Annotated in this window: 8 protein-coding genes; 1 reads left to right on the top strand and 7 read right to left on the bottom strand. The window is 63.6% G+C overall.

What is annotated here, in order from left to right; translation table 11 throughout:
- Positions 1-63: 63 nt before the first annotated feature.
- The 3 genes from HMP06_RS10980 to HMP06_RS10990 form a co-directional block, all read right to left on the bottom strand.
- Positions 64-1,296: a parallel beta-helix domain-containing protein gene (locus tag HMP06_RS10980; protein WP_176497120.1), complete on the bottom strand. Its 1,233-nt coding sequence runs from the start codon at positions 1,294-1,296 to the stop codon at positions 64-66.
- Positions 1,297-1,305: 9 nt separating this feature from the next.
- Entirely contained in the window at positions 1,306-3,627 is a 2,322-nt protein-coding gene (locus HMP06_RS10985) for a TonB-dependent receptor (RefSeq protein WP_176497121.1), read from the bottom strand.
- A gap of 539 nt (positions 3,628-4,166) precedes the next feature.
- On the bottom strand, positions 4,167-6,722 hold the full coding sequence (locus HMP06_RS10990) for a TonB-dependent receptor (protein WP_176497122.1): 2,556 nt from the start codon (positions 6,720-6,722) through the stop codon (positions 4,167-4,169).
- A gap of 385 nt (positions 6,723-7,107) precedes the next feature.
- Between HMP06_RS10990 and HMP06_RS10995 the strand changes: the two genes are divergently transcribed.
- Positions 7,108-7,773, top strand: a complete 666-nt coding sequence (locus tag HMP06_RS10995; protein ID WP_176497123.1) for a GntR family transcriptional regulator — start codon at positions 7,108-7,110, stop codon at positions 7,771-7,773.
- Positions 7,774-7,798: 25 nt separating this feature from the next.
- Here HMP06_RS10995 and HMP06_RS11000 read toward each other — a convergent pair whose 3' ends face one another.
- The 4 genes from HMP06_RS11000 to HMP06_RS11015 are packed head-to-tail and all read right to left on the bottom strand — an operon-like array spanning position 7,799 to position 13,574.
- Positions 7,799-8,434, bottom strand: a complete 636-nt coding sequence (locus tag HMP06_RS11000; protein ID WP_176497124.1) for an isochorismatase family protein — start codon at positions 8,432-8,434, stop codon at positions 7,799-7,801.
- Positions 8,434-9,627 carry a CaiB/BaiF CoA transferase family protein gene (locus HMP06_RS11005; protein ID WP_176498495.1) on the bottom strand — a complete coding sequence of 398 codons (1,194 nt, stop codon included), beginning with the start codon at positions 9,625-9,627 and terminating at the stop codon, positions 8,434-8,436. The genes HMP06_RS11000 and HMP06_RS11005 overlap by 1 nt, the downstream gene beginning before the upstream one ends.
- Before the next feature lie 2 nt (positions 9,628-9,629).
- Positions 9,630-11,513: a hydantoinase B/oxoprolinase family protein gene (locus HMP06_RS11010; RefSeq protein WP_176497125.1), complete on the bottom strand. Its 1,884-nt coding sequence runs from the start codon at positions 11,511-11,513 to the stop codon at positions 9,630-9,632.
- Positions 11,514-11,525: 12 nt separating this feature from the next.
- Positions 11,526-13,574 (bottom strand): hydantoinase/oxoprolinase family protein, encoded by a 2,049-nt coding sequence (locus HMP06_RS11015; RefSeq protein ID WP_176497126.1) that lies wholly within the window; start codon positions 13,572-13,574, stop codon positions 11,526-11,528.
- Positions 13,575-13,583 lie beyond the last annotated feature (9 nt).

The following is a 13,583-nucleotide window of genomic DNA, read 5'->3' on the forward strand; positions in this document are numbered from 1 at the left end:
ATAGTCCGTCACGGCTTTCGCCGGGGAGGCGCGCAATGCGGGGATACGCGAACACCGGGAACCTCACGACGTGGCGCTGTCCTTGGTCATCGCCGCAGGCAGCACGATCTCCTTCAGCCGGGTCGCCGGCGCACAATTCACCGTCGTGTCGATCCGCGCCTTGGCGGATTTGCCCGGCCCATCGATGTTGAGCAGCTTGGCCGTGCCGTTCTGCACGCAGATGCCTGGGCTTTTCAGCTTGGGATTGGTGAAGCCGTCCCACAACACGTCCGGCAGCCGACCGCCACCCAGCGCCTTCAACGGCTCGAAACGCCCCCCCGGATCATCGCCGCCGCCCGAGAAGCGATTGCCGGTGACATAAATGTTCTCGGGGAACGGATCATAGGCCGCGGCGATCCCGTTCTTGGTATCGAAGCCAGTCGAATAATAGCTCGAGATCAGCACGTTGCCGGTCTTGTTATCCTTCAGGTCATTGTCGAAAATCTCGACCTCGTCGTTGGAATTGACGATCACGCCCGAACCCGGCGGCACCGAGCTGACCGCGCTGCCCTTGGCACCGAAATTCGCATGGTTGTTGGCGGTGACGGTGTTCTTGTAGACCCGCGTCTTGCTGCCCGGCACCGGCAGATTGGGCATGTTGAACACCAGGATGCCGCCGGTATTGCCGGTTGTCGTGTTGCCATAGACGTCGGCGTTGCTGGAATTCTCAATCTCGATCCCGGCGACATTGTCCTCGGCGCGATTGTTGCGCACGATGATGTTGCTCGATTGCCCGACATAGATGCCGGCGTCAGAGGCGCCCTTCACCACCGTACCCTCGATCAGCACGTTGGTGACTTGCACCGGATAGAGGCCGTAGGCGCCGTTGCTGGTCTTGGGCCCGCCGGTCCATTCGGCGCGCACGCGGCGCATCACCGCATTCTTGGTGCCGTTGATTTTCAGCGCGTCGCCCTTGCTATCCTCGAACGCCAGATCCTGGATCGTGAAATCGTCGCCGGTCACCAGCATCCCTTCGGCGCCGGAGGTGGCGCGCGCGAAGGACAGGATGGTCTTGTCCATCCCCGCCCCCTTCACGGTGACGCCGTTGGCGGTAAGGCTGAGGCTGCGGCTCAGCGCATATTTGCCCGCGGGAATGTCGATCACGCTGCCCGGCTTCGCGTCGAGCAGCTTCTGCTGGAGGTTCTTCTCGAAATCCGGATCGATCACGAAGCCCTGCGCATCGGTCTTCGGCGCACCGCAGCCGGCGAGCGAAGCGAGGATGGCGGCACAGCCGAATGTGGCAAGGATCTTGCGCATGTCTCTCTCCTAGAAACGGAAACCAAATTCGACGCCGTAGAAACCCGGCCGCTCCGCGCGCACGTACGGCGTCTGGAAGATATCGGCCGAGATCGTATTGAGTGTGCGGTAATAGCGTTTGTCGAGCAGGTTCTCGGCATAAGCCGAGATCGTCACATGATCGCCCGGCAAGCGCCAGCCGATCCGCGCGTTGACGATGTTGCGTGCCGAGCGGAGCGCACCAAGCTTTGAGAAATCGACGAACGGCGCAATCGCCGTGTCGATCGCACGCGTCGCGCCGTTGATCCGCTGCTTCGTGGTGTAGCTGTAGCTTGCGTCCGCGAAGAGCCCGCCCGCGCGGAAATCATGCTTGTAATGCGCGCTGGCGACGCCGCGAAAGGCCGGTTCGCCCGTCGCCTGCCCGGAAATATCGACGCCTTGCTCGATCCGCGTCACCCAGGTCGAGTCGATTGCGCCGGCGGTGAAGCCGACCGTCAAATCGCGCGACACGACGAACTGGGTATCGAGGTCGACACCGTATGCCTGCGAATCCCCCGAGCGCGTGATGTACTGCGGCAACGCGCCGCCCGTGTTTTCCAGACTGATCGACTGGCGGTTGCGGTATTTGAAATAATAGCCCGAAAGGTTGAAGCGAACGCGCCGATCGAACAGCTCGGATTTGAAGCCGCCCTCGAAATTCCATACCCGTTCGGGGGCGAAGAACGAGTTGATCTCGGTCGAATTATAGCCGCCAGCCTTATAGCCGTGCGATGCCGACGCATAGAGATGCAGGTCGGTGTTGACGTCGTATTGCACGACGAAGCGCGGCGACACGTCGCTGAAGCTTTCGCGCCGCGTGAAGGGTACGCCTTCCAGCGCGCCGACATCGAAGATCAGGCCGTTGGGCCCGACCGTCGCGCGAAAGAAGTCGGCCGCGCTGATCGATGCAGCATTGGGAAAGGGCGATATGCCAAGGACCGCATCGGTGATGGCATTGTACAGTGCGCCCGGCGCGGTCAGCGTTTCCAAGCCAAATGCGTCGAACCCGCCGTTGGTCCACGTAAACTTCTTCAAATCGCGGGTGTAACGGATGCCTGCGGTCAAGCTCAGCCGATCGGTGACCTTATAGGTCGCATCACCGAATGCGGCTAAGGAATCGTTCGCCGCGCGGTTGTTCATGTCCTCGCGGAATTGTTGGCCGAACACCGGCAAGCCGCCGAAGGTGTTGAGGATCGTGAAGACCGGGAAACCGGCCACCTGGTCGAGCAAGCGATCGACCGAATCGCTGAGCAGCGTCGCGGCGCTGGTTTGCCGCCCACGTTCGTGAAAATAGCTTCCGCCGACGATCGCGCTCAGCCGGTCATTGTCAAAGCCGACGCGAAACTCCTGGTACAGGCTGCTGTTCTTCTCGATATTCTCGGTGTCGAAATAGCGCGTTGGATCGGCGGTGCCGTCCTCATCTTCGCGATTGTGCGTTTCGAAGTGCTTGAACGCGCTGATGCTAGTCAAGGTGAGCGGCCCGGTCCGGTGCGTCGCGGTGAACGACACTCCGTTGAGCAAGCGCGTTTCCTTGTCGCCGATGACGTCGTTGGTATACGGTCCGCGCGGATCTTTACTGAGCGCCGCGTCGCTGATGCCGATCGCGAACGGGCCGTCCTTGGCGGTATCGTCGTGATCGTAAGCGAGCACGAAATCGGTCGCGTCGCTCGGGGCCCAACGCAGCGCGGCGCGCCCCGATTTGTTATTCTCGCTTTCGCGTCGCCGGCCGGTGAGAGCGTCCCTCAGATAGCCTTCGCGGTAATTGGCGACGCCGTTGAGGCGGAGGAACAGCGTATCGGTGAGCGGCAAATTGAGCGTCGCATCGCCGCGGATTTTCTTGAAATTGCCGACTTGCACCGTGCCGCTCAGCGAGCGGATATCATTCGGCTTGTTGGTGATGATCGAGATCGCCCCGGCCGAGGTGTTGCGACCGAACAGCGTGCCTTGCGGCCCCTTCAGCACTTCGACGCGCGCCACATCGTTGAAGAAGATCAGCGACGATCCCGATCGCCCCGAATAGATACCGTCGATGAAGATCCCGACCGAGGGATCGGTACCGATCCCGAAATCGTCGGTCGCCACGCCGCGGACGGTGAAGCCCGGCTGCGTGACCGACGTATCGTTGATCGTGAGGCCGGGCGTGAAGGTGTCGAGATCGCCGATCGATTCGGCCGTCAGTGCCGCAATGTTGGCCGCGGTGAAGGCGGTAACGCTGATCGGCACCTTCTGCAGCGATTGCTCGCGACGCTGTGCCGTGACGACGATATCCGGCAGTTTTTCACTCTCGGACCGGGCGTCGGGTGCCGGGTCCACGGCCGTTTGCCCGCGCGGGGCGGCGGGATCGCCCACTCCGTGCGCCGCAGCAGAATGGCCCCAAACCATTGCCAGCCCACAGCAAAACGTTGCGTATCGCTTCATACTCATGCTCCCCAACACGGTATCGATCCGCAACTCTATCATAGAATATAGTGTACGCTATCCTTTTCTCGAAACATGCCGCAGAGGCAGATATTTAGCGGATAGCGCTGGGTTCAGAGGCCCGCATTCGGGCGCAGTTCCGTGCTGGCGTGCGCCAAAGTCACATTGCGCCTGCACCCGCAAAAATCGCGAGCGCGACCATAAGGCGGCCACCGTGTCGCTTCGACCCAAACCCGGGACTCTAGCCAGGTTGCCGATCAGAGAATTTAGGCGCGAAAGGCAGCACGGGACCCCGATCAGTCACGGCTTTCCTCAAACGGGTCGCTTCGTGGCCTCACGAAACGCCCGCCTGGGACGCGAAAACCGACTATGGTTTCAGCGAAAACATCACGGCTTGTAGCGCAAGCCCCGCCGAACTTTAGCGTGATCGGCCGTCAGAACTTATATCCCAATTCGAGGCCGTAGACACGGCGGTCGCCCGGGGACAGGAACGATCCGCCGAACTCGATCGCCGGAATAACCTCGTTGAGGTAGCGTTCGTCGAGGAAGTTGTTGGCGTAGATGCTCGCCTTCCACGCCTTGCCTTCCAGGCCGAGCCGCAGATCGAGCACGCCGAACGCCCGGCGCTTCGCCTTGACGTAATTGGCGTCCCCGAACGAGGCAGGCAGCGTGTTGAGCGCCGAGATCGGGATCAACCCGCTGAACAAGGTCGGCCGCGGCTGATCCTGAACGGTGTGGAACCAGGTCGGTCCGGTGACGCGATAGTCCGCCTTGAACAGCAGGTTGACGCGCGACGACAGCGGCGCCTGCATCTGGCTGCCAAGGTTGATCGTGTAGTCGGGCGTATAAGGCGATTTGTTGCCGACCGTGTACGGGCGCGAACTGTTCTTCTTGATCTCCGAATCGGTGTAGTTGAACGCGCCATAGACGTTCCAGCCCTTGACGATCCGCGCATCGACATTCGCCTCGACGCCCTTCAGATCGACCCGGTCGATGTTCGAAACCACGCGCAACAGGCCGAAGCTGCCGACGAAAAATTCGAAGAACTGCATGTCGCGGACTTGCGTGTAATAGCCCGCCAGGCTGTACGACACCGGCCCGACGCGCCCCTTGATCCCGGCTTCGTAGGCGCTTGAGCGCTCCTTGCGATACTGGTCGTTGATCGAGACGTTGGCGTTGATCGCCGGGATCGTGTTGCTGTTGAAATTGGCGTTGACGATCGCCGCCGAACCCTGGTTGTTGAACCCGCCCGATTTGAACCCGACGCCCCAATTGGCGAACAAATTGGTGCGCGCCGCGATCTCCCAGCGCGCGCTGAGCTTGGGCTGGAGCTGCCGGAAGGTCGCGCTCTTGTCGGTCAGCGGGCCGAACGCCTGGCCGGGGTTGATCGGCCCGCCGGTGAATGGATCGCGCGCGGTCGGCACCAGACTGTTCGCATGGCGCTCCTCGACATCGTAGCGCAAGGCGACACTCAGATCGATCGCATCGGTCGGCTTGAACTCGGTCGAACCGAAGGCCGCATAGACATTGGTGCGGAAGCGGTCAGCGAACAATTGCGAGGTCGGATTGAGCGAATCCGGCGCATTATAGAGCTGCTTGATCACCCCATTACCGGTGTCGCCGCCCAGACTCACCCCGACCGTGCGGTTGATGTGGAGATAGTAACCGCCGAACTGCCACAAGATCGGACCGCTGCCCTTGGACGCAAGCCGGATTTCACCGCTGAAATCCTCCTGGTTGCGCACTTGATATTGCGTGCCGTCGCAGGTCGTTGGCGAATAAGCGCCGAAGGTCGAGCCGTTGGCCGGCGCGAACAGGAACGGCACCGGGATCGCGCCGATATTGGCGGGCTGGTTGACAGGGAAGCCGGTCAGCGCCGCGGTCGAGGCGAAGCAGGCGTTAACGGTGCGTGCCCCGCGCGGATCGACCGTCGAGATGTAGCGTGCGAAATCGGCCGAGGTGCCGTCGGCGGTGAGGTTGTTCTCGATATTGCTGTAAAGGCCGTACGCCGTCAGCACCGCGCCGCCGAGATCCTGCTCGAGCTTGACCGACCCCTCGATCGTGCGCTGCGTGTTGGTCGGCTTGATGTTGCCATAATAATTGAACCGGTGCTGGTTCACATCCTCGTTGAAGGCGGGGTTGACCAGCCCGAAGCTTGGCAATTGGAAGGCCGAGTTGAAGTTGATCGAAGCGCCGTTCAGCTGGCCATATTTGGCCTTGGCGTCGATCGTGGTCGCCGAACCGAGCTTGGCGATGATCCGCCCGTTGACGTTCCAGCTTTCCTGATTATCGACGTTTTTGGTGTTGGTGAAACTGTTGCGATAAAAGCCATCGGTGGTGCGATAATCGCCCGACACGACGAAACCGACGCTCTCGCTCAGCGGCCCCGCGATATAGCCGGTCGCCAGGGCGGTGTTGTTGTTGCCATAGCTCGCCGTCGCGCCGCCCTCGAAATGATCGCTGGGTTTCAGCGTCTGCACGACGATCGCGCCGGCCGCGGCGTTACGGCCGTAGAGCGCGCCTTGCGGCCCTTTCAGCACCTCGATCTGGCGCATCGTGCCCTGGTTTTGGTTGAGCGCGGCGGTGTTGGTCTTGAGGATGCCGTCGACGACCAACGCGACCGAGCTTTCCGCGTCGCGGGCGCCGTTGATGCCGCGGATGTTGATCTGGGTGTCGCCCGCCTCCGCCGTGCTCGACACGATCGTCACGCCCGGTGTCAGCTTCACGAAGTCCGCAGCGCGGGTGATGCTGGCCTTGGCGATCATGTCGCCCGAGAAAGCGGTGATCGAGGCGGGAACATCCAGCGCGCTTTCGTTGACGCGGCGAGCAGTGACGATGATGTCGCCGGGGATGTCGCCAGGATCGGGCGCGGTCGCGGCAGGCTCGGCGGGGGAAGCTTGGGCGGGGAGCGTCTGCGCGCTCGCGCCGGTGATCGGCAGCAGGACGCACGCGGCGCTGCTCATCAGAAACGCGGCTGTTCTGTATCCCATTTCATCCCCCTTTTTGACATTCGTGACACGCGACCCCTCGTCGTCGTCCCGAACCGCGGCGCTATGCTGCCGTATGAGGTCAGACTATTGTATACACATATGGCGTCAATCCACATAATTCGCAAAAGCGCGCTCGTGATAAATCCGCCACATCGCGGGGCCGATATCAGGGGTACGCGGACGCCTCGACGACGAGATTTCGCCGCGCCGCGCTCATCTGCACCGCGCTTTCGGATGGCCTGCGCTGTATACACCCCGCCCGTCTCAGCCCTGTGGCGCGAGTCCCACCGATCCGGTGATGCGGCCAAGCAACGGTACGTCCGTGCGCGACGCCGGGTATGCATTTTGCGTTCCAACCGCGCGCGCTGCGCGCTAATGCCGTGCCATGTCCAAAGCCAGCGACCGCGCCTACGAACAAATCCGTGCCCGCATCCTGAGCGGCGACCTGAAGCCGGGGAGCCAGCTCAAGGAAGAGGAACTGGCCGAGAGCTGTGGCGTGTCGCGTACGCCGGTGCGCGATGCGATGACCCGGCTGCAGAACGAAATGTTCCTCTACCGCTCGGAAAGCCAGCGCTCGTTCGTCAGCGAATGGTCGGGCGACGATGTCGAGGAAGTGTTCACGCTGCGCACGATGCTCGAAAGCCACGCCGCATCGCGCGCGGCCGAGCGCGCGAGCGACGCGATGATCGAGGCGTTGCGCGCGAACAACGCCGAAATCGGCAAGGCGATCCGGGGTCCGACGCCCGATGTCGATGCCTTCCTGCGGCTCAACCGCGCCTATCATGCCATGGTGCTGGAGGCCGCCGCGTCGGACCGGCTGGCGATGATGCTCAACCGGCTGGTGCTGCAACCGATCGTGCACCGCACCGCGCTGCGCTACGACCGCGCGCAACTCGAACGCAGCCTGTCCGAACATGAGGAAATCGTCGCGGCGATCGCCCGGCGCGACCCGCAATGGGCGGGTGCGGTGATGACGTCGCACATCCGGCGCGCCTACCACGTCTATGTCGATCGCACCGCGATCGAGCCGGTGAAAGCGGAGCGCGCCTAAGCCTGGCGGCGGCGCGAAGCCGATTCTACCGGCGCGCGTCTCCGCCGAGCAAAGCGATCGCTTCGTCGAGCCCGATCACTTCGGCATATTTCCGCTGGAGATCGAACAAATTCGCATCGTGCGGTCGCGGATCGCGATCACCGCACGCTTCGCGCACCACGAACGGCGCGAAGCCGTGCTGTAATGCATCAAGCGCCGTCGCGCGGACGCAGCCCGAGGTCGAGAAGCCCGTCACCAGCACGGTATCGACGCGCAATGCGGTCAAGGTCGAGGCAAGCGAGGTGCCGAAAAACGCCGAAGCATAGTGTTTGGTGACGATCGTGTCGCCCGGTTCAGGCTGCAGCGCTGGCGGAAACGCCCCCAGCGGCGATCCCGCGTCGAAGCATTTGAGCGCGGGCACCTTGCGGTAGAACAAGCCGCCATCCACCCCGCCCGCCCCGTAGACGACGCGGGTGAACAGCACCGGCACCCCCGCCGCGCGCGCCGCCGCCGCCAGCGCGACATTGGCCGCCAGCGCATCCTCGACCCCGGCATAGAGCGGCGATGCAGGATCGAGATAGGCCATCACCACGTCGACGATCAGCAACGCCGGGTTGCTCCCGAACGGCAGATGGCCGTCGAACCCGGCGTCGGCATATGCATCGTCGAGCGACCGCGTCATCAGATCGCCTTGCGCTCGGCGAGCGCAGCGATGTCCTCGCCGGTCAGTCCAAGTTCGCCATACACCGCAGCATTATCCTGCCCCACACTTTGCGGCGCGATCGAGCGGATCGTCCCTGGCGTGCGCGACAATTTGGGAAAGACGTTCTGCATCTTGAGCCCGGGCCAGCGCGGATGCGGGACGTCGACCAAAGCCTCGCGCGCAGCGAAATGCGGGTCCTCGAGCATTTCCTCGGCGCGGTAGATCCGGCCCGCCGGGATGCCATGTTCGAGCATCTTGTCCTCGACCTGCTCGATGGTCAGCGTCTGTGTCCACGCCTCGATCAGATCATCGAGCTCGACCTGGTTCTGCCCGCGCGCGACATGCGTCGCATAGCGCGGATCGCTCGCCAGTTCGGGACGATCCATCGCCTGGCACAGCCGGCCGAACACGGTGTCCTGATTGGCGCCGATCAGATAATCACCGTCCGCGCATTTGTAGACGTTCGACGGCGCGATGCCCGGCAGCTTCGAGCCCGAGCGTTCGCGGACATAGCCCGAGATGACATATTCGGGGACAAGGCTCTCCATTACTTGCAGCACGCTTTCATACAGCGAGCTGTCGACCACTTGCCCCTCGCCGGTCAGATCGCGGTGGCGGAGTGCAGCAAGCGCGCCGAGACAGCCATAGGTGGCCGCGAGACTGTCGCCGATCGACACGCCCATCCGGCTCGGCGCGCGGTCGGGATCGCCGACGATGTGGCGCCAGCCGCCCATCGCCTCGCCAATTCCGCCGAAACCGGCGCGATCCGAATACGGCCCGGTCTGGCCATAGCCCGACACGCGCACGATGATCAGGCCGGGGTTCTCGGCATGCAAGACTTCCGGCGACAGACCCCATTTCTCAAGCGTGCCCGGGCGGAAATTCTCGATCAGGATATCGGCCTTGGCGATCAGCTTGCGCGCCAGTGCCTGCCCTTCGGGAATGCGCAGGTTAACCGAGACCGACCGCTTGTTGCGCGACACGACCTCCCACCACAAATGGAATTCGCCGCGCCCCCAGTCGCGCATCGGGTCGCCCTTGCCCGGCGGCTCGATCTTGACGACGTCGGCGCCCATGTCGCCGAGCAATTGCCCGCAGAACGGGCCCGCGATCAACTGGCCCATCTCGATCACGCGGAGGCCCTTGAGTGGGCCGGTGTTTTCGCTCTGCATGCTCATTCCGCTGCAATCGCCTGCTCAGGCACGAACCAGTGCGGTGGGCGCGGGGCGGGAAGGCCCGTCTCCGCGAGGCAGTTGGCCCGTAATGTCTCGATATCCGGGCCATGATTGAACAAGGGCAGGTCTGCCGGACGTGCGCCGCGCATATCGGCCCGCAACGCCGCGGTCGCCGCGATGTCCACGGAACGTCCGTCGATCACCACGCCGTAGCGCCGCGCACCCGCGACCGTCACCAGCCCCTGGCGAATTTCCAGCGCCACCAGTTCGGGCGCGCGCTCGAGCGGATCTCCCCAGCCGCCGCCGCCCCAAGTGATGAAGTGGAGCTGGTCACCCGCCTCGACCGCGATCTCCTCACTCTTGTTGCCGACGATCGTCTGCGTGCCGTCCTGCTTCTCGATGATTTTCCGCGCCCGCGCGCCCGGCTCGCCGCCGTTGACGCCCCAGGGATAGGTGAACCAGCGATCGTCATGGATCGCGATGATGCCGGGCTCGAGGAAGCGATAGGTCATATGGATGCCGTTGCCGCCGCGGTGCAGCCCGGCCCCGCCCGAATCCGCAGCAGTTTCGTAGCGTTCGATCATCAACGGGAAATAGCGTTCGAGGAATTCGTTGGGAACGTTGGTGAAACCCGGCCACAGCGAATGCCCGTCGGGCCCGTCGCCGAGCGGCCGCCCCGGAATGCCGCCGAAGCCGATCTGGAACAATTGGAACCAGCGCCCGTCGCCGTCGGTGCCCGAATAGAAGAGATGCGGCGAGGAGGAAAATCCCGCGGCGTTGAGGAATTCGGGCGTCTTCTGCCCGAGCAGCCCGCCCAGAATATCGAAGATCCGCCCCAGCGCGTGCGTCCGCCCCGACAATGCCGCCGGAAATTTCGGTTTGAGCAGCGAGCCTTCGGGAATGCGCACTTCGATCAGATCATAGAAGCCGTCGTTGAACAGAATCTGCGGATCGAAGACCATGATCATATAGATGCCGAAGAACATCTTGAACATGTTTTCGTTGAGGAAGAAGTTGATCGAGGCGCTGCTCTGCGGGTCGGTGCCGTCGAAATCGAGCAGCACCTTGTCGCCGATCCGGCGCATCGTGCATTTGATCTTGTACGGGCCGAAACCCTTGCCGTCGTCGCAGATATAATCCTCGAACATCACCGGCTCCTCGCCGATCGAAGTCGCGATCAGATGCTTCATCGCGCGGTGGTTGCGCGCGAGCAATTCCTCGGTCGCCGAGACGAACACGTCCTCGCCGAAGCGCGTGCACATTTCGTCGACGCGGCGCGCGGCGACGCGGCACGAGGCGATGATCGCGCTGAGATCGGCCTTGCACCAATCGGGGGTGCGCGTCTGGTGCATCACCAGCGCGACGACGTCCTCGTTATACACGCCCTTGCGGTAGATTTTGACCGGCGGAATGCGCACGCCTTCCTCGAAGATCGAGGAGGCATCGATCGGCATCGATCCCGCCACCTTGCCGCCAATGTCGGACATGTGCCCGAACATCGCGCTCCACGCGATCAGCCGACCCGAGCGGAAGATCGGCAGCAGGATCAGCCAGTCGTTCGAATGGCTCACCGCGCCGTCGCACGAATACGGGTCGGACAGGAGGATCATGTCGCCCTCCTCCAGCGTGCCGGTATAGACCTTGAGGAAGCCGTCGATGAACGAACCAAACTGGCCGACGATCATCCGGCCCTTATGGTCGGCGATCAGCGGGAAGCTGTCGCCTTGCTCGCGGATGCCGGGCGACATCGCGGTGCGCACCAGCGTCGCGTCCATCTCGACACGGGCATTGCGCAGCGCGTTCTCGATGATGTCGAGCGTGACAGGATCGATCTCGACCGGTGAGAACGGCGTGGCGTTGGTCTGGAGAATTTGGGCAGGCATCGGTTTAGCTCCTCAAGCCGGCATGATCAGGATGTTGCCGACGGCATCGACCGTTCCGGCGTGGTGCGTTTCGATCAGCGTGGTCGAATCCATCTCGATCACGATCGCGGGGCCGGGGATGATGTCACCGGCACGCAGTTTCGAGCGGTCATAGATCGCGCCTTGCTGGATGCCGCCGTCCATCCAGATCTCGTGATCGCGCAGCTTGGCGGCGGCCGGGTTGCCATCGCCTTGCTCGAGTTGCGCCGGCGTCAGCGCCGGGGCGAGGCCGAGTGCGACCGCGCGCAAATTCACCAGCTCATGTTCGCTATCCATGTTGAAGGTGAACAACCGGCGATGCTCGTCGTCGAAGCGTTGGGTCAGTGGGCCGAGACCTTCGCTGCGCAACACGTCGAGGTCGATCAGCATCGGCACCTCGAACGCCTGGCCGTGATAGCGCACGTCGATCTCGAACACCGCGCTTACCTCATGCTCGGGCACGCCGCCCTCGACCAATTCGCCGCGCGTCTGCGCCGCCATTTCATCGAGCAGCCCGATGATCTCCTCGGCACTGGTCTGCGACAGCCGCTTCGACAGCGAACGCGCCGCCTCGGTGCGCATCCGCGTCGTCACGTCACCCAGCGCACACAGCACGCCGGGCGAGACCGGCGACACCGCCGGATAACTCCCCATCAACCGCGCGACCGCGTTGACATGCAGCGGCCCCGCCCCGCCAAAACCCATCAGCGCGAAGTCACGCGGATCATAGCCCTGCTGCACCGAAATCATCCGCAGCGCGCCGAACATATTCTCGTTCGCAATGTCGATGATCCCGCGCGCCGCCTCATACAGCCCGATGCCGAGTGCATCGGCGATCGTCTGCACCGCCGCCGTCGCGCCGGCGCGGTCGAGCTTGAAGGTGCCGCCGAGCAGCGCCTCGGGCAGATAGCCGAGCACGACATTGGCGTCGGTCACGGTCGGCTGCGTGCCGCCCTTGCCATACGCCACCGGCCCCGGCACCGCGCCCGCCGATTGCGGCCCGACGCGCAGCGCCTTGGTCAGCTCGGGCACATAAGCGATCGAGCCACCGCCCGCGCCGACGGTCTTCACGTCGAGCGAGGAAGCACGGACGCTGAGATGGCCGACATCGGTCGTGCGCGTACGGCGCGGCTCGCCATGCTCGATCAGCGCGACGTCGGTCGAGGTGCCGCCGACATCCAGCGTCAGGATGTTGCCGAGCCCGGCATTCTTCGCGACCCACAACGCACCGGTGACGCCCCCCGCAGGCCCCGACATCAACAGCGAAACGGGATGTTCCTCGGATTTTTCCGAGGTCATCAAACCGCCATCGGAGCGCAGCAACGCCAGCCGCCCGGCCATGCCGCGCCCGCGCAATTGCTCGCGTAAGTTTCGGACATAGCGGCTGACCACCGGGCGCACAGCGGCGTTGGCGACCGTGGTGAGTGTGCGCTCATATTCCTGCATCTCGGGCAGCACTTCGTGGCTGAGCGACAGCGGCACGCCCGGCATCATCTCGGCGACGATCGCGGCGACGCGCAACTCGTGCGCGCCATTGAGATAGGCGTTCATCAGCGACACGGTGACCGCCTCGACGCCCTCGTCCTTAAGGATCTGCACCGCGGCGCGGATATCGGCCTCGTCGACCGGACGAACCTCCTCGCCCTTGGCGTTGATCCGGCCGGCAACCTCGACCGTATCCTCCAGCGCGGCGAGCGGCTGCGGCTTGGGCCAGATGATCCACGCGGCGAGCCCGCCCGGCACCAGGCTGCGCGCGATCTGCAGCACTTGGCGGTAACCGTCGGTGACGATCAGCCCGACGCGCGCGCCCTTGCCCTCCAGCACGGCATTGGTCGCGACGGTGGTGCCGTGGAGCAGAATGTCGATATCGCCCGGGGTGATGCCAGCCGATTCGCAGATCGCGTCGACCCCGACCAGCACACCTTGCGAACTGTCGTGCGGCGTCGACGGCGTCTTGTGCCGCCAGAAACTCCCACTCGCCTCGTCGAACAGCAGCAGATCGGTAAAGGTCCCGCCGACGTCCACCCCAAGCCTATATGCCATGCACGCGTT

Origin of the sequence: Sphingomonas sp. HMP6, assembly GCF_013374095.1 — a bacterium.
Lineage (GTDB): Bacteria > Pseudomonadota > Alphaproteobacteria > Sphingomonadales > Sphingomonadaceae > Sphingomonas.